A 15,561-nucleotide genomic window follows, 5' to 3' on the forward strand; every position below is an offset into this window, starting at 1 on the left:
GAACACTTTGTTCAAATTTTTACTTTACAAGCGTAACTTAGGTCTTTAATATTCGCCTCGTTCTCAACAACGCAGTTGCAGAGAACAAAAATACGGAGAGGTGGCAGAGCTCGGTTTAATGCACCTGACTTGAAATCAGGCGTGGGTTCATACCCACCGGGGGTTCGAATCCCTCCCTCTCCGCCAAATTCAGAAAAAAGCCCCGCTCATTTGAGTAGGGCTTTTTTTGTTCCCGCCGCTTTTTGTTCTAGCCGATAGCGCAACTTTAAACCTCCTGTTATATTAAGCAAAAATGGAATTTTGCCATGGAATCGACCGTCAGTAATTGTAAGAACTGTAATACACCTCTTACCGGTGAATACTGCCATCAATGCGGCCAACAGGATAAACAAAGCATACGCAGCGTTTTTGCCGTTGTCGGCGATCTTTTTGGTGAGTTAGGGCACTGGGACTCCAGATTCTACCGTACTCTCAGAGGACTCTTTCTAAAACCTGGTTTTCTATCATCTGAGTTTATGAAAGGACGTCATGCCTCTTATGTACCTCCGCTCAGGCTCTATTTCTTTATCTCGTTGATATCTTTTATGGTGCTGACATCACAGATAACCTTTAATGATTCACAGTCAAAGAGCGAGGCCCGACAGTCTGAAACAGAAGTATCTGAAAGTGACTCTAACGAAAGTACCGTACGGCGCGGATTTGAGTTGGAGTTTGGTGATATCCCCTGGTTGAATGAAGAGCAAACGCGGATGCTTGAACAGAAACTTCAGCATTTAAAGCAAAACCCCCAGTTGTTTACGCAAAAACTGATTTCAATGACACCACAGATGATGCTTTTGATGCTGCCTTTTTGGGCACTGTATTTAAAAGTCCTTTATTTATTCAGTAACCGTTACTACTTAGAGCACTTAACTGTAGCTTTGCATACACATGCTTTTTTACTGCTTTCCCTGATGTTGTTGTCGACATTAGGCTATATAACTAACCCGCTGATTGATAACTTTGGCTGGACCTGGTTAACCTTACCATCCGACTGGTTAGGTTATATTCTTATTGGGTGGATGTTCACTTATCTGCTATTGACGCAAAAGAGCTTCTATCAGCAAAGCTGGACATTAACTGTATTCAAATTTTTAGCCTGTGTTTTTGGTTATTTTCTTTTATTAAGCGCTTCTTTTGTATTAATGGTGATAATTGGTATTCTTAAATCAAACAGTCGTTTAAATAGGGAATAGTATGAACTTCCACACAGCTGTAGAACAAATCGTTGCGGATAAGAACAATCAAGTCATTGAACTACCTTCCGGCTGGGCTCAGGGCCGCGCGTTTTTCGGCGGATTCAGCGGAGCATTGGCTGCTCAGTTTTTGTTGAAACAATTTCCGCTTGAATATCATCTTCGTTCCATGAGTATCTCTTTTGTTGCGCCTGCTGAACCGGGTGAGGCTGAGTTAAGTTACCGAATTTTGCGCGAGGGAAAATCGGTTATTCAGGTAGCAGTCGAATTGCAGCAGCAAGGGCAGATTATGTTGTCTTGTCTGGCTAGCCTCGGCAAAGCCCGCAGTTCAACAGTTAAAGTGTCAGGTGAAACACCACCCGATCTTAAAACCATAAAAGACGGACCAGGTTTACCTGAAGCGGATATCGTCCCAGAGTTTGCGAAAAACTTCGATTACCGTATTACCTCAGGTGGCATGCCATTTAGCGGACAGCCAGGAAGAACCTTTGGTGGCTGGATACGTTTCCGGAATGAGCAACAATCGCTGACAACAGCAACGATTCTGGCTTTAGTCGATGCCTGGCCGCCGGCAGTGTTGCCTCATCTGGATAGCCCTGCGCCGGCCTCGTCTTTAACCTGGACTATTGAGTTTCCTGATATTTCTCTACAAAGTTTCAGTAGCCACGACTGGTTTCAGTACGAAGCTTTTATTGAGCATGCTGAACATGGTTACGGGCACAGCCGCGCGGGTCTGTGGAGTGAAAAGGGCGAGTTATTAGCTATAAGTCGACAGACTTTTACAGTATTTGCGTAATAATTGTATGAAAACGACACCAGCAATTGTCAGACAACACCTAATCGATACCCAGCCGGGTATCGACTTGTTGCTGCTCCAGTTGCCCGAGCGGGGCTTATTGGCGGCATCTGAAACACCTGTTATTGAAGCCTTACCACGAATTATTATTCGTCAAATGCTGTCTTTAAAAGCCTCCGCAACCATTATTGAAAGAGCGGAGCAAAAGGCAAAAGCATTAGGAGTAGGTCGCATTGCTTATCTTCCTGCGGAGGAATTAACCGGGTGCGGTGTCAGTCGTTCCAAAGCTGCAGCTATTAACAGCGTTGCTCACTGTCATCAGACCCAGCCCGCGAGAATAGATGCCTGGTCGCAGATGAATTCAGCTGACCTGATTAAGGATGTGACTCAGCTTAAGGGTATTGGTCCCTGGACGGCGTCTATTTTAGCTATGTTTCATTTTGCCCACGAAGATCTTTTTCCCATTCAGGACAGCTCGTTGCGTAAAGCTATGAGTCTGCTGAAGGATCAGGATATTTTGATCATCCCCGAACGAGCTCAGCCTTACCGCAGTTATTTAGCCTGCTATTTGTGGGACATGCTGGATCAGGCACGCTTGTAGTCAGTATAAAAATTCACTTTGAAGCTAGCCTTCAAATGTTATTTTCACACCTTTGAATTGGCTTTTTCAGAGTTTTTGTAAAGTTCTGTAAAAGCCGCTTGTTATTGTCTTTAAAAGCTCAGAATATTCTATTCGAATTCGGGCAGGGTGGTACGGATTTAACCTAATCAGGAAGACTAACAAGGTATACAAATAAGGAATGTGAAAATGAACCGTATTATTTTAGCGATCCCCAACCCCATTATTAGCGCCGGCATGGCCTCTGTTCTGCAGCAACACTTCAGTGATCAAATATTGACTGTAACGGGTATTGCCGATTTACGCCGCGCTTGCTACGAGTATGAAGACGCTGTGGTTGTTTTATGCAGTCGACTTGGTGGTGCTGCAACAGTTGAACACTGGCGTCGCTTGAAGCGCCGTCACTGCGATCTAAAACTTATTGTCTGGGGTAGCAGCCAACAAGATATACTTGATTTTCAGTGTGGTATTAGTGTTGTCGACGGATACTTACTGGACTCATGCGACAGTGCTGACTTAGTTCAGGCTATTCGTTCGTTGAAACAGGGCAATGTTTTTGTCGCAGCGCCGGTTGCCGCTTATCTTGCACAGAATCCGCGTTCGCAGCAGCAAAAAACAATGGTTGATATGCTGAGTGAACGCGAGCTTCAGGTGGCACAAATGCTCAGTCGGGGTATTCGGGTAAGAGAAATTTCCCGGCATTTATGTATTAGCAGTAAAACAATAAATACCTTCCGTTATCGGATTTTCTCTAAACTCGGTATCGATGGTGATGTACAATTGTCTCATCTTGCAATTCAGTCAGGTCTTGTTGACCTAATTCAGTTTGAAGGTAGATGACAGAAGGTAATCAACAAAAGCATTTTGACAGCGACAGCTTTCTTCGTCACCTGACTCATCAGCCCGGCGTTTACCGGATGTACGATGAGTCGGGTGACGTGATTTATGTCGGAAAAGCAAAAGATCTAAGAAAGCGTGTGTCCAGTTACTTTCGTGAGAAGGTAGACCGGATGAAAACACAGGTGTTGGTTAAACAAATTGCGTCTATGGACGTTACCGTTACCAACACCGAAGCTGAGGCGTTAATATTAGAAAACACTTTTATAAAAAAATATCGGCCACGCTACAATGTTTTGTTGCGTGACGATAAATCCTATCCTTATATTATTTTAACCTCACATCAGCATCCGAAGCTTGGTTTTCACCGGGGCGCCCGGCGTGCGAAAGGCGATTATTTTGGTCCCTTTCCTAATGGCTCGGCTGTACGCGAAAGCCTGAACCTGCTGCAAAAACTGTTTCCAATTCGACAGTGCGATGATTCTTACTATCGTGCGCGCACCAGGCCTTGTTTGCAATATCAGTTAAAACGTTGCCTCGCGCCCTGCGTTAATGTCTGCACTGACGACGAATACAATGAACAGGTGGTGCTGGCAAAACAGTTCCTGCAGGGCAAGAATCAGCAGGTTATTGACGAGCTGATAAATAAAATGGAGCAGGCGAGTACAGATCTCGATTTTGAACGAGCCGCTAGATTTCGTGACCAGATAGCAGCGCTACGAAAAACTCAGGAACGTAACTCGGTTACCGGAAGCCAACAAGAGCTGGATGTTATTGGTTTGGCGCGTGGTAACGGAATGACGACAGTGCAAATGTTGTTTATCCGGGATAATCATTTGCAGGGAAGCCGCAGCTACTTTCCTAAAGTGCCGACAGATACTCCTGACGATGAAGTGCTCAGAGCCTTTTTGCTGCAGTTTTATTTGTCAGATACGGCTGGACGGAAAATTCCAAGAGAAGTGGTGCTTCCTGTCGATATTCAGCCTGATAACGTGCTCGCTGAAGTCATGAGTGATGCGCTGTCGCAGCCAGTTAAGCTGCAGAGCTCGGTGCGCGGAGACAAGCGTCAGTATCAGTCACTGGCTCAAAAGAACGCGGTTAATGCGCTAGAGAGTCGCCTGAATCAGCAAAGTACAATGAACCGCCGGACTCAAGCATTACAGCAGGTGCTGGAATTTGGTGTACCTATTCAGCGCATGGAATGTTTTGATATTAGCCACACAATGGGTCAACAAACGGTGGCTTCCTGCGTTGTGTTTGATCAAAACGGGCCCAAAAAGTCAGACTACCGCCGTTATAATATTACCGGTATAACGCCGGGCGATGATTACGCTGCCATGTCTAAAGCCTTGGCTAAGCGTTACGACAATGCTAAAGAGCAGGGCAACATACCGGATATCCTGTTTATCGACGGTGGTAAAGGACAGTTAGCTCAGGCGGAGAACTACTTTAACGACTGGGGGAAAGAAGCGCCGGTATTAATTGGCGTGGCGAAAGGCGAGTCGCGCAAACCGGGTCTGGAAACTTTGATCATGGCCGGTAGTCATGAAACCATTCCGCTAAGTAAAGACGCCAGTGCGTTGCATTTGATTCAGCACATACGTGATGAGTCGCACCGTTTTGCCATAACCGGGCACCGCCAGAAGCGGGCTAAAGTTAAGAAAACCTCGACGTTAGAGCAGATTGACGGGGTAGGAGCGAAGCGCAGACAGGCCATTTTGAAAAATCTAGGTGGATTACAAGAGGTAAAAAACGCTAGTATTGATAAATTAGCTAGCGTACCTGGCATTAGCCGATCATTGGCAGAGAAAATCTATTACTCATTTCGTGATGAGTAAAAACAATAAGGAATCAGCGGATAATGAAGTGGAATATCCCTAATATTTTGACCAGCTTCCGGATAGTACTTATTCCGGTATTTCTGGTGGTTTTCTATTTACCAATGGAAGATGCGCGTTTCTGGGCTGCTTTTATCTTTTGGTTAGCGGCAATCACAGATGCTCTGGATGGCTATATTGCCCGTCGTTTTAACCAGTTTACTAAGTTCGGCGAGTTTCTTGACCCGGTAGCAGATAAAGCGATGGTAGTCGCTGCGCTGGTTGTCATTGTTGAAGATTATAATTCTGCCTTTATTACCATTCCGGCGCTGACGATGATTTGCCGTGAGCTTATAGTCAGTGCGCTACGGGAATGGATGGCACAAAGCGGCCACAGAGCAAAAGTTGCTGTTTCGAATTTAGGTAAATGGAAAACAGTGGCACAGATGCTGGCCTTAATTGGACTGCTTTGGAATGCGAACGTTTATATTTATTGGTTATCAATGTTCTTATTCTATTCGGCTTTTGTTTTGACTGTGTGGTCCATGTGGGAATATTTACGCGGCGCCAAGAGCGAATTGACCAGAAATTAACTGCTTTGCCGTAAATTTGTGCAAACAGTCATTAAAATGATAAAAAGTCATTGACTGAAAACGATTAAACAGTAGAATGCCACGGCAGATGACGGTGCGGGAATAGCTCAGCTGGTAGAGCACAACCTTGCCAAGGTTGGGGTCGCGAGTTCGAATCTCGTTTCCCGCTCCAAATTCTGGCGGGTTGGCAGAATGGCTATGCAGCGGATTGCAAATCCGTGGATCTCGGTTCGACTCCGGGACCCGCCTCCATTATTCGAGAACACTTCTATGTAGTGCCCGGGTGGTGGAATTGGTAGACACAAGGGATTTAAAATCCCTCGAAGGTAACTTCGTGCCGGTTCAAGTCCGGCCCCGGGCACCAATTCCGAATTTACAGTAGTATCTGAAAGTCTACAAAGCCTTATAAATAAAGCCTCTCAGGCGATTCATTGATTCCCCTTGTCTATTAAAATCTATTGAAAAATACGACCACTTGGTGCTACTTCTGATGTTGTAGCCTGCGGCTAGCCGCAGGTGAGATGCATAGAGCCAAGTTAAAATGGCTGAAGTCGGAACATACAGGTAAAAACTACTAGAACAGAACCCAAAGAAGAAGCCAATTAAGGCTTCTGCTTCCATTCTCCGTCAATTTTTACATAGTGACCTGACTTGCTGCGCTCAATGGCGCGCTTTCCGGCTAACAGCTCGACATCGGCAACAGCAATGTCGTTGTCATTAGCAATGCGCGTGTATTCCTGACGACGAGCTTCGTTAATGTGCTTAACAATTTGTTCGGCTGTTTCGGTGGACTTTACGACTCCCAGGTAACCGTCGGGTTTTTCACCCACCAGGCCCTGCTCTTTGGCGTCACTTAACTGTGCCATTGACTGCTCTAAGTTTAGCTGTTGTGCTTGTGTCATAGGGCTTGATAAGCCAATAAAAGCAACTAAAATTGCGGTTAGTAAATATTTCATCGTTGCATTCCTTTGTCGTTAGAATAGGCCACTGGATTCAGAAATTACGTCGTCGAGCGCTTTATCAACTTTAACGTAAATTTCATGCTTTATTTTAACGTTCAAGTTAATAGTAATAGGCTCTTTAGGTGCTGCGACCTGTACCGTTGGGGTACACCCCAGAACGAATAAAGGCACGCTTATTAGTAGCAATAATCGTTTCATACCATCCCCTGATTAATTGATTTTTTGCTGTACTCGTTTACGGATAACATCGTTCAGACTGTTGCTTATCTGTAGTCCTTTTATCAATGCGGGTAAGTCTTCTTCCAAGCTTACGTTAAGCTCAACCGGACGTCCATTTTCAAGCTCAGGGTTCGAGCCTTTTAGTTGTACTGCTAAGGTCAATTTACCATTGTCATTATAATCAACGGTCGTAGACAGTTGATTATAATAGAAGTTACCCAATACGCCTGCCAAAGTTTGTAAGCTGGGGTTACTGCCGGCAAGTTGAACCAGGGCGGACGAATCTACCTGCAGGTGACCACCGGGCGCCAGCGCATCCAGATAACCTCTTTCTACTGTTAAATCGTTAGAGTCCCAGTAAACAGGGATGGTTCCTGAAACCTCACCATCTATGGAAATTTTGTTGCTTGGATATTGACGCATGAGTTCACCCAGCGAAATTTTTTCGAACACAATGGGTAGTGCAAAGCTGTCGGTTAAAGAGTAACGCTGGTTGGGAATGCTTATGCTGCCACCAAGAGCTTTAATGGTGTGACTGGTTAAGTCGAGAGTGGATTGCATAGGTTGTTGAAAGGGCAGTTGGGCTCTAAATTCAGCGGTGATTGGCCCCAGCGCAAAGCCTTGTTGCACGCTGCCAATGTGGAGCTTTGCATTATTCATATTAAGTTGTTCGTTATTGGCGGTGAAACCAAAATCAATATTGCTATTAACCACGGATAAGGTATCAAAAACCCAGTCACCTTTTTGAATCTCTAATTGCCCGTTGTCGAGGCGCCAGCGGTTATTATTTATGGAGTAAGTTACATCTGTCTGGCCGCTAATAGCCGCTTTACTGACAATAAGTTGAGGCATCATAGTTGCTAGCAGGGCATCCAGTTGCGGAATTTGCTGCCAGTTAAAATCGGCAACTTCAATTTTGCTTTTTAACTGATCAGAAGTAACCTGGCTATGGTGTGCCACTTTTATATGATCACCGAGTACGAGCTCTCCGTCACCGGTCAGTTGCTGCTGTTGATATTGAAACTTACTGTCAAAAACGGCTTTGAGGTTCCGTATGGGGTCGAAATTAACTGCGTTGCTGTGAATGTTAAGGTCAAACTCTGCAAGCGCATTATGAGGTTCGGAGTACGGATAATAAATTTGATTGAAGTTGAGTACGGCTAAGGCGTCGTTGTCTAAAGCTTTAAGCTCAATGCGGGTTGGCTCAGTACTATGGAGTTCGGCAACTGTGGTCGAGACTGTTCCGGAAAACTTCGATATGAGTTTGCTTATCGTCATTGATTGCCCGGCAACAGGAAGCTTAATGCTGTCCGCATTCAGCTGCACATAATCGAGTTCAAGCGAGTTAAATTGCCATTGTTTTTGTTGTATCGATAACTCAGACGCGAGGCGAATCGTCTCGTTTTTTTCACCTTTAGCTACAGCATTTAGCTTTAGAGGCCAACGGGCTTTATTAACAGCCTGTTGAGCACTGAGCAATGAAACACCCAAACTGTCGCGGCTGTTCAGCTCCCAGGACAACGACGACAATTGTAGTGGTAGATCGGACTCGATTAATGACGCTAAGTTTTCAGTATCACCTTTCAGCTCGAGCTGATAAGAGTCCATAATACCCTTATTCAAATTTAGCTGAAGCTCACCTGTTGCTGTTGTGGTACTGCTGGTAATTTCGATTAAAGTGGGTTGCGTAATTGACACAACAAGCTCGCCGGACAATTCAGCTATAAGACTCTCCACTGTCGCTGACTCAATATAAGGTGAAAGATTACCGTTCCACTTTGCATCAACCGACACTGGCTCGGTCGTTACCTTGTCTGCAAATTGCTGTGCCGCTAAAAGATAACTACCACCGGCTATAAGCTTCCCTGAGTTATAGTCATAATTAGCTTGTAACAGGGCGTTGTCGTAGCGAGCTTTTAGTTTTACCTGGTTATCGTGTCGAATAACTCTCACATCGGCGACAAGTGGCTCCTGGCTATTGAGCTCTAACCGCAATTGCTGCTTGTTTATCAGTGAAAGACTTGCAGAGACGCTTTCAGGCAGTAACTTGCCTTTCAGTTGTAGCGACTTAATATCGATACGTTCTGGTAATAAAGCCGGCATTTCCATGGAGAATATCTGCGTGAGGTTTACCGCTGCGGTGGAACTTGCTCCTGACGATTCGGGTAAGGAATCAATTGTTATTTCCAGCTGCTTAATAACAATGTGGCTGGTAGTCAGTTTCTCAAATTCCACTTCCCAGTCAGTAACACCAGCCAATTTCAGTTGCTGGTTTAAATAGAAGTAGCCGAACAATGCTATAGCAAATGCAATGAGCAGAAGTGTGAGAAGCATGGAGCTGCCGAGTGATATTAACCGCCATAGCTTCATTTAGATATTAGTCCTTTTAATAAACGATGCTCTTTAACTTGCTGTTTTATAACTATAGTTAGCACGGATGAACCCTTCAAGGCAAAACCAACTTCGCGGCCTCTCTTTAAAAGCTTTTACTTTAGTTGGTTAAAAAACAAACAAAAGCTTTACCTTCATTTAATTTCGATTATGATAACTATCATAATTATAAAAAGCGCTGACTGCAGGCATTTCGTCATTATTGGTTCTAGCTTCTAGTCAGAAATTGCACTTTGAAAGTTAAAGTTCTGTAAAGCCTCTTTTATACGCTGAGTTACGCAGATAGTCTAAACGCTGTCTATTAATTCACCATTAATGGCTTTTGAATAACTTGCGACAGGAGCTATCCGTGAGCACTATAACCAATACAGCAGTCAATGTGACGCCGGATACCCCGGTGTTTATGGGGTGCAGTAAACCTCTGGAAAGTGATGTTCAGTTTAGCTATTTTTTTAATGGTTGTTTTATCTATTCGTATAATCATACAACTGGGCATTGCACGTGTTTTACAGAGCTCGATGTCGCAACCGCTACGGTGAAGTCTTTTGGGTTAGTTGACAAACACTATGTCGTTATTGGCGATAAGCTTTTCCGCTCACAAGCACAAGCTAAGAAAGCCCGCAGTGTATTACCCAATGTGAATGCCGCAAATGACAATAAAGTTGATGAACGTGTACCGCTTCCGAAAGTCGAAAATTTATCACCTATAAAGTCGTTAGCTTTAATTGAGCATTGGTTTAATGAAGACTTCGATGTGAAGTGGGAAACCTATCAGGAAAGTCCTGAGTTCTATAATCTTATTCAGTACTATCTGGCACTGTGTTGTGATGCATACAAAGAGAAGCAGGATCAGGCATTTCTGGATGCAGGAGTTCAGGTTTACTTAAGCATGGCGCAATTCAGTTGGTTAAACCCATCTATTTTGCACAATGCCGCTTGTGTGTACTGGTTAGCCGGAGAGCAGGACCGTGCCCTTGACTGTATTGAGCTTGCTTTAGATTTTCGTTACACCGGCATGGAAAGCCTTTTACATGATGAGGATCTCGATGGTCTTAAAGATCATCCGCGGTTTCGTTGTTTGTCGAATCAGTACCAGTCATTAAAGCCGAAATTTAACTATGTTACGCCGGAGCTTTTCGAGGCCTTTGAGAATTTCGCGGTGCAGCAGTCTGAATCCTTCGTGCGGTTTATGCGTGGCCATTTATTAAAAAACTTTCGCTTCTACGATATCTCGGAATTAAGCGCTCGAATTGATAGTAGCGAAAACGATGATGAGCGTGAATACTGGCAACGCCTAGCATCATTCAATAATAGCTATTTATACAATTATATGCTGATGGACGAGCCTATGGATCTGTTAACAGAGCAGGGGAAAGCCAATTATCAGTTGTTTCAGCAATACCGCCATTACCGAGTACTTAATCCTTTAGTTTTTGCCAAGGTAGCAGAGCAGTTGTTTCATCATGCCCATTATTGGGGCAGTCAACATCACGGCTTTTTTAATCAGCGCGATAGCGCTTTGCTGCAACAAAGTTTTCAGCTATTTCAGGAGTTTCACGTTGCGACAGAGAGCCTCTGTAGTGAAAAGCGCAATGAACTTATGGCAAAAGCAAAAGAGTACGATATCTTCGATTATATGGAAAAGTTGGGGAGCTGCTGATTGGGCTAACCAGCCTGACGTATAGTCAAATTTACTCTACAGCGTCCGGTTAACGGGTGCATAGCTTCTTTAAGCTGTTGAACTCCATGATATCTCAAGCGATCTTTTCCTCCCCAGACAAGCGCATCGGCATGCTGAAGACTGAACTTCTGATACTTATCAGAACGTTTAAAACCGCCCCACATAAAGGTTATAGGTAAGCCAAAAGAAAAGGAGACGATGGGCTTTGAGAAATCGGTTTCGTTTTTATCCTGATGGAGCCCCATCTTTGCCCCCGGCGTGTAAATATTGATGAGACAAGAGTCTGGCTGAAAATTCTGAAAACCAGCTAACCGTGAAACCTGCGTTGCTTTTACTAAAATACTCTGGGGAATGTCGGGCCATGGCTGACCTGTTAGAGGGTCGATGCTCTCGTAACGATAACCGTGTTTATCGCTGAGCCACCCGTAACTTCCGCAACTGCTACTTTTTACCGACATTTTATGGCCTGCAGGGGTTGCTAAGTGACGCAGCGGTGCTCGCTTTAAAACGCCACGGATATCATTGAGCAAAGCTTCATCATCCGCCAACAAAAATTGGTGAAACAGAGTGGCTTGCTCACTTATTTCGGTGGTTAATGGTTCTGAGCCATTGTTGGCAAAGAGGTCAAGAGACGACATCAGTTTTCCAGGAGTGAAAGCGTCATTAGCAAGCGATCCTGGCCTGGCCCTAAATAGTCACGCACCGTTTGGGTGGTGTTAAAACCAAAGCTCCGGTAAAGCGAAACTGCTGAGGCGTTTTCTGGCGCGACACTAAGCTCCATTTGTTTATAACCTAGGCTGCGCGCAAGTGCTATGGAATCGCTTAATAGCAACTTGCCCAGTCCTTTGCCCTGGAATATTTTTCCTACCAATAGCGACATAAGAGATAAACCAGAGTCTGAAACCGGAACCATTAAACTATAACCTGCCGTTTTTTCTCCCGCCTTTAGAGTTAAAAAAGTGTGTGGCCATTGTCTTAATGCCTGATAGAAAAAGGCAGCAGAATAAGCGTCATTTGAGTAAAGCTGTTTTTCTAAAAATGCAATTTTGGAAATGTCGTTATAGCTGGTATTGGCTACTGTAAAATCGTTAGACTCCGCATCTGTTGTTGCAAGGGAACCTACGCATAAACGACAGTCGCTTTCATGAGGCGCAGATGCCTCAACGTAACGCAGCTTATGAGAGGACTTCTCCCTGTTACTGGATACCTGATAAACACGTTCTCGCTTTTTATTTTGCTCGGTCATGGTGTTTGGTTCGGCGTTTGCCGCTGATCATAGGACGAATAAGCTCTATTTTACCAATATATGCGGTAACAACTACCGCTATAATATGAATAATGACCAGAGCAAAAATGATGTTGGCAGAAACAGAATGAACGGAGGTTAGAAAACTGTCTCCATAGAGCGCATTAATTTCTTCGCGGAGGAAGCCAGTAATGGCTTGCAGTAAGAATAAAGCCAAAAAAGAGAACACCATAAGGCCACCGAGCGGGTTATGCCCCTGAGCCTGGTTTACTTTTCTGTGGCTAAGTTCTGCGACGTGCTCTTTAACTCCAGCAACAGAAGGGAGGAAGTTATGGAAGCGTGCTTTTGCCGGCCCCGTAAAACCCCAGATAATCCTTATAATAACTAAGGTTGCGGCAGTATAACCCACGGCCTGATGAAAACTGCCTCCGGGTTCAAGCCAAAAGTAATTGAGACAAAAACACAGCACCAACAACCAATGAAAAGTTCTGATAAATCTATCCCAAATGATCATTGGTACTGCCTTCCTTACTGAGTTACTCGGTTTCTTGCTTGACGATACTGCCATCTACAGGATTAAAGTAAATTTCAACTTTCTGTTTACTTTTATCCTGACCGTAAATTTCGTAGCAATTTCCGTCAGTTACCTTAAACTCATTAATCTTGTAACCTTGTTCTTTCAACGACTGTTGGAACTGCTCTTGATCCAACCAGTTTTCCTTCGGCTCCATAGTGCACTGTGTGGTGCCTGATTCAGGGGCTCCGCAAGCGGTGACAAATAAAGCACTGGCTGCAATTGCAGATAATTTAATAAGTTGGCTTTTCATAAGTTCTCCATTTTAAATAAAACTTAGAATCAAATGTAGCAACTTCAACTGAATAACGCTAACGCTCTTCAAACATTAAAATGGCAAAACCCAGCTCATCCATAAAAAGTCCAGTCCGTCATTTGGACGCTTAATATCAGCATTTGAGTAGTGGGTATACCCTAAAGCGATGCGAGCATTGGAACTTTGGCTGTATTGCCACGAAAGCGATACCCGATCTTCGAACTGAAACTGAGTTGATAAGCGTCGGTTAGCTATCTGGGTTTTGTCGAAGTAGCTGCCGCCAATACCTGCTTCTACGTACAGTGGCCGCTCTGTTCCGGCTATTTGCCAGGAGAGGATAGGGCTAATGGTAAAAGCGGTAATATTGTCCGCTGTATTATCTGAATCCTGCCAGTGGTTTAAAGCAGCTTCTAAATGAAGGCTGGGTGAGCCTAACCAGGTAGGCATTTCGATCGGCAGGTTGGTGACCCTATAACCCGCTCTTACACCACGCAGTTGGTCTGTGGAATAGGCTCCGGCAACGTGAACCTCGTCCGCAAAAGATGAAAAACTCGATATTATTAGTACAACCAGTGATGCTCTTAACCACATATCACTCTCCAATAACCAAAAAGGGGTGATATTTTACATACAAACATGAATGTATGTAAACTGGAAAATGAACTTTGGCTAACTGACTGCGCGTTTTTTAGTCTTTATTCAAGAAGTAATCATTTGCAGCCATTTTATGAACGCTACCAAGGCTACGGGCTGCCTCTGTCGTTTGCGATAATAGATGCTTAGCGGATACTGACAGGGCTGTGCGGAGTCGTTATAGACTTTTAAATTAGACAGTCCGGGCGTAATAAGACTACTGTCAATTAATGCCACAGCTTGTTCTGCGAATGACAAGTCCAGCGACATTTGTACATCATTGCAATGAATAATACGTGTGGATTTCAATTGTTGACTGTAGGTCTTTAACATTGCCTGATGATCGGGATTCTCAGGGTTTACTAACCAGGGCAGTTGGAAAGGTGACTCATTGGTCTTAATGGCAGAAACCGGGATCATTTGATTTTTCTGTAACACAATGGACTGAATGTGCTTATCCGTGACTTTTCCATAACCAATGGCAAGATCCCAGCTTTGATGTTGTATTGCTGACGCCATTTCTGCGGCGCTTTCATTAATAAAGTACTCATTGCAACGGCTGAAGCTAAGTTGAATGTGCGGGTACAGAGAATGAAAATCGGCAAGCTTTGCTGCTAACCAAAAGCGCAGTCGCTCAGAACTGATTGCGACGGTTAACTGGGTTGTTGTATTGTCACTGAGGTTTCGGGTGCGCTCAATGGTACGCTCCAGTTGTTCAAATATTTGCTCAATTTGAGGTGCTAATTCCAGACCGACAGGAGTGAGCGAATGAACCCGGTTGTCTCGCTGGAATAAGCGAACTTCGAGCTGTTCTTCCAGAGTTTGTATTTGTCGGGTGACGGCAGACTGAGTTACTCCAAGCTCTTGCGAGGCTTGTTTAAAAGAGCCACTTCGGGCGGCGACATCAAACACTCTCAATGCATTTAATGAGGGGAGTTTAGTGTTTTTCATGTTGATTAATAGTAATCTGTAATTAATAAAAAGTAACTTTGATTCTGGCATCTAAAGTTAAATTGCGCAATAAGGAGTTTGTGTTGTCTTACTGGAGTGAGTTTTTAACTATCGCTTTGATCCACCTGTTTGCGGTCGCGAGCCCGGGGCCTGATTTTGCGGTGGTTTCACGTTATAGCCTGAGTTTTGGTCGTAAGGCAGGCTATTGGGTGAGTTTAGGTGTGGCATCAGGAATCATTATTCATGTTACCTATTCGCTTATTGGTGTGGCGCTGATTATTCACCAGACTGACTGGCTCTATCAGACTTTACTTTGTGCCGGTGCACTGTATTTAGGCTTCATCGGAACTCAGGCTATTAAAGCTAAACCCAGAAAGGATATGTCCGATAGTGAATTGGCCGCTACCCAGCCGCGTAAACGGAAAGCGTTTATTGTCGGCTTTATTACTAATGGCTTAAATGTAAAAGCGACTATTTTCTTTTTAACTTTATTTACTACTATTATTGCCCCGGAAACGCCTTTTGCTATCCAGTTTGGTTATGGTATTTACCTAATTGTTGCGACCGGTATGTGGTTTTTATTCCTCACCTGGCTGCTGACTCAACCCCGCATTTTTAAAACACTATGGCACTACAGTCATTGGGTCGACCGTACCATGGGAGCTGCCCTTATTTTATTGTCGTTAAAATTATTATGGGAGTGGGCAAACCTGATAGAGCTTATCTGATAAAGCGTTTCAGGTTATACTAG

General features: G+C 44.3%; 17 protein-coding genes and 4 tRNA genes. 12 read left to right on the forward strand and 9 right to left on the reverse strand.

What is annotated here, in order from left to right; genetic code table 11:
- Positions 1–94 precede the first annotated feature (94 nt).
- The 10 genes from RJ32_RS07515 to RJ32_RS07560 all read left to right on the forward strand — a co-directional run bounded on the left by RJ32_RS07515 (position 95) and on the right by RJ32_RS07560 (position 6,261).
- A tRNA-Ser gene (locus RJ32_RS07515) sits at positions 95–186 on the forward strand.
- A 119-nt stretch (positions 187–305) separates the two neighbouring features.
- Positions 306–1,235 (forward strand): DUF3667 domain-containing protein, encoded by a 930-nt coding sequence (locus RJ32_RS07520; RefSeq protein WP_034820772.1) that lies wholly within the window; start codon positions 306–308, stop codon positions 1,233–1,235.
- A gap of 1 nt (position 1,236) precedes the next feature.
- Positions 1,237–2,031, forward strand: coding sequence for a thioesterase family protein (locus RJ32_RS07525; protein ID WP_034820774.1), 795 nt, complete (start codon positions 1,237–1,239; stop codon positions 2,029–2,031).
- A 7-nt stretch (positions 2,032–2,038) separates the two neighbouring features.
- Complete coding sequence (locus RJ32_RS07530) at positions 2,039–2,632, forward strand: DNA-3-methyladenine glycosylase (RefSeq protein WP_034820777.1); 594 nt, start codon at positions 2,039–2,041, stop codon at positions 2,630–2,632.
- 207 nt (positions 2,633–2,839) lie between these two features.
- Positions 2,840–3,490 carry a response regulator transcription factor gene (locus tag RJ32_RS07535; RefSeq protein ID WP_034820779.1) on the forward strand — a complete coding sequence of 217 codons (651 nt, stop codon included), beginning with the start codon at positions 2,840–2,842 and terminating at the stop codon, positions 3,488–3,490.
- Positions 3,487–5,325 carry an excinuclease ABC subunit UvrC gene (gene uvrC / locus RJ32_RS07540; RefSeq protein WP_034820782.1) on the forward strand — a complete coding sequence of 613 codons (1,839 nt, stop codon included), beginning with the start codon at positions 3,487–3,489 and terminating at the stop codon, positions 5,323–5,325. The genes RJ32_RS07535 and uvrC overlap by 4 nt, the downstream gene beginning before the upstream one ends.
- A 23-nt stretch (positions 5,326–5,348) precedes the next feature.
- Positions 5,349–5,897 (forward strand): CDP-diacylglycerol--glycerol-3-phosphate 3-phosphatidyltransferase, encoded by a 549-nt coding sequence (gene pgsA / locus RJ32_RS07545; protein ID WP_011233905.1) that lies wholly within the window; start codon positions 5,349–5,351, stop codon positions 5,895–5,897.
- A 96-nt stretch (positions 5,898–5,993) separates the two neighbouring features.
- Positions 5,994–6,069, forward strand: a tRNA-Gly gene (locus RJ32_RS07550).
- A gap of 6 nt (positions 6,070–6,075) precedes the next feature.
- A tRNA-Cys gene (locus RJ32_RS07555) sits at positions 6,076–6,149 on the forward strand.
- Between the two features lie 25 nt (positions 6,150–6,174).
- Positions 6,175–6,261: transfer RNA gene (locus RJ32_RS07560), tRNA-Leu, on the forward strand.
- Between the two features lie 238 nt (positions 6,262–6,499).
- Here RJ32_RS07560 and RJ32_RS07565 read toward each other — a convergent pair.
- From RJ32_RS07565 to RJ32_RS07575, 3 genes are read right to left on the reverse strand one after another with little or no spacing between them, the layout of a single operon-like run.
- Positions 6,500–6,853, reverse strand: a complete 354-nt coding sequence (locus tag RJ32_RS07565; protein ID WP_034820785.1) for a YdbL family protein — start codon at positions 6,851–6,853, stop codon at positions 6,500–6,502.
- Between the two features lie 18 nt (positions 6,854–6,871).
- Complete coding sequence (locus tag RJ32_RS07570; protein WP_011234492.1) at positions 6,872–7,057, reverse strand: YnbE family lipoprotein; 186 nt, start codon at positions 7,055–7,057, stop codon at positions 6,872–6,874.
- Between the two features lie 12 nt (positions 7,058–7,069).
- Positions 7,070–9,412 carry a YdbH domain-containing protein gene (locus tag RJ32_RS07575; protein WP_227016297.1) on the reverse strand — a complete coding sequence of 781 codons (2,343 nt, stop codon included), beginning with the start codon at positions 9,410–9,412 and terminating at the stop codon, positions 7,070–7,072.
- 406 nt (positions 9,413–9,818) lie between these two features.
- Here RJ32_RS07575 and RJ32_RS07580 point away from each other — a divergent pair, with 406 nt between their 5' ends.
- A complete protein-coding gene (locus RJ32_RS07580; RefSeq protein ID WP_034820791.1) occupies positions 9,819–11,129 on the forward strand; it encodes a hypothetical protein in 1,311 nt (436 codons plus the stop codon).
- A 5-nt stretch (positions 11,130–11,134) separates the two neighbouring features.
- Here the strand turns inward: RJ32_RS07580 and alkB are convergent, their stop codons facing one another.
- The 6 genes from alkB to RJ32_RS07610 form a co-directional block, all read right to left on the reverse strand.
- Positions 11,135–11,788: a DNA oxidative demethylase AlkB gene (gene alkB / locus RJ32_RS07585; protein WP_034820795.1), complete on the reverse strand. Its 654-nt coding sequence runs from the start codon at positions 11,786–11,788 to the stop codon at positions 11,135–11,137.
- Complete coding sequence (locus RJ32_RS07590) at positions 11,788–12,396, reverse strand: N-acetyltransferase (RefSeq protein WP_034820798.1); 609 nt, start codon at positions 12,394–12,396, stop codon at positions 11,788–11,790. Before RJ32_RS07590 ends, alkB begins: the two co-directional genes overlap by 1 nt.
- Positions 12,380–12,910 (reverse strand): cytochrome b/b6 domain-containing protein, encoded by a 531-nt coding sequence (locus RJ32_RS07595; RefSeq protein ID WP_034820799.1) that lies wholly within the window; start codon positions 12,908–12,910, stop codon positions 12,380–12,382. Before RJ32_RS07595 ends, RJ32_RS07590 begins: the two co-directional genes overlap by 17 nt.
- A 22-nt stretch (positions 12,911–12,932) precedes the next feature.
- Positions 12,933–13,223: a PepSY domain-containing protein gene (locus tag RJ32_RS07600; protein WP_034820802.1), complete on the reverse strand. Its 291-nt coding sequence runs from the start codon at positions 13,221–13,223 to the stop codon at positions 12,933–12,935.
- 75 nt (positions 13,224–13,298) lie between these two features.
- On the reverse strand, positions 13,299–13,817 hold the full coding sequence (locus RJ32_RS07605) for an acyloxyacyl hydrolase (protein WP_034820805.1): 519 nt from the start codon (positions 13,815–13,817) through the stop codon (positions 13,299–13,301).
- A 108-nt stretch (positions 13,818–13,925) separates the two neighbouring features.
- The gene (locus RJ32_RS07610; protein ID WP_235598928.1) at positions 13,926–14,810 is read right to left on the reverse strand and encodes a LysR family transcriptional regulator; all 885 of its coding nucleotides are present in this window, start codon (positions 14,808–14,810) and stop codon (positions 13,926–13,928) included.
- Between the two features lie 80 nt (positions 14,811–14,890).
- Here RJ32_RS07610 and RJ32_RS07615 point away from each other — a divergent pair, with 80 nt between their 5' ends.
- Positions 14,891–15,538 (forward strand): LysE family translocator, encoded by a 648-nt coding sequence (locus RJ32_RS07615; protein WP_227016295.1) that lies wholly within the window; start codon positions 14,891–14,893, stop codon positions 15,536–15,538.
- The last annotated feature ends 23 nt before the right edge of the window (positions 15,539–15,561 follow it).

The organism is Idiomarina sp. 28-8, assembly GCF_000320945.2.
Classification (GTDB): domain Bacteria; phylum Pseudomonadota; class Gammaproteobacteria; order Enterobacterales; family Alteromonadaceae; genus Idiomarina; species Idiomarina loihiensis.

What these genes read in the sequence shown, in the direction of transcription:
- RJ32_RS07520 (WP_034820772.1), top strand. Translation starts at nt 306, where the DNA reads ATGGAATCGACCGTCAGTAATTGTAAGAACTGTAATACACCTCTTACC.
- RJ32_RS07525 (WP_034820774.1), top strand. Translation starts at nt 1,237, where the DNA reads ATGAACTTCCACACAGCTGTAGAACAAATCGTTGCGGATAAGAACAAT.
- RJ32_RS07530 (WP_034820777.1), top strand. Translation starts at nt 2,039, where the DNA reads ATGAAAACGACACCAGCAATTGTCAGACAACACCTAATCGATACCCAG.
- RJ32_RS07535 (WP_034820779.1), top strand. Translation starts at nt 2,840, where the DNA reads ATGAACCGTATTATTTTAGCGATCCCCAACCCCATTATTAGCGCCGGC.
- uvrC (WP_034820782.1), top strand. Translation starts at nt 3,487, where the DNA reads ATGACAGAAGGTAATCAACAAAAGCATTTTGACAGCGACAGCTTTCTT.
- pgsA (WP_011233905.1), top strand. Translation starts at nt 5,349, where the DNA reads ATGAAGTGGAATATCCCTAATATTTTGACCAGCTTCCGGATAGTACTT.
- RJ32_RS07565 (WP_034820785.1), bottom strand. Translation starts at nt 6,853, where the DNA reads ATGAAATATTTACTAACCGCAATTTTAGTTGCTTTTATTGGCTTATCA.
- RJ32_RS07570 (WP_011234492.1), bottom strand. Translation starts at nt 7,057, where the DNA reads ATGAAACGATTATTGCTACTAATAAGCGTGCCTTTATTCGTTCTGGGG.
- RJ32_RS07575 (WP_227016297.1), bottom strand. Translation starts at nt 9,412, where the DNA reads ATGCTTCTCACACTTCTGCTCATTGCATTTGCTATAGCATTGTTCGGC.
- alkB (WP_034820795.1), bottom strand. Translation starts at nt 11,788, where the DNA reads ATGTCGTCTCTTGACCTCTTTGCCAACAATGGCTCAGAACCATTAACC.
- RJ32_RS07590 (WP_034820798.1), bottom strand. Translation starts at nt 12,396, where the DNA reads ATGACCGAGCAAAATAAAAAGCGAGAACGTGTTTATCAGGTATCCAGT.
- RJ32_RS07595 (WP_034820799.1), bottom strand. Translation starts at nt 12,910, where the DNA reads ATGATCATTTGGGATAGATTTATCAGAACTTTTCATTGGTTGTTGGTG.
- RJ32_RS07600 (WP_034820802.1), bottom strand. Translation starts at nt 13,223, where the DNA reads ATGAAAAGCCAACTTATTAAATTATCTGCAATTGCAGCCAGTGCTTTA.
- RJ32_RS07605 (WP_034820805.1), bottom strand. Translation starts at nt 13,817, where the DNA reads ATGTGGTTAAGAGCATCACTGGTTGTACTAATAATATCGAGTTTTTCA.
- RJ32_RS07610 (WP_235598928.1), bottom strand. Translation starts at nt 14,810, where the DNA reads ATGAAAAACACTAAACTCCCCTCATTAAATGCATTGAGAGTGTTTGAT.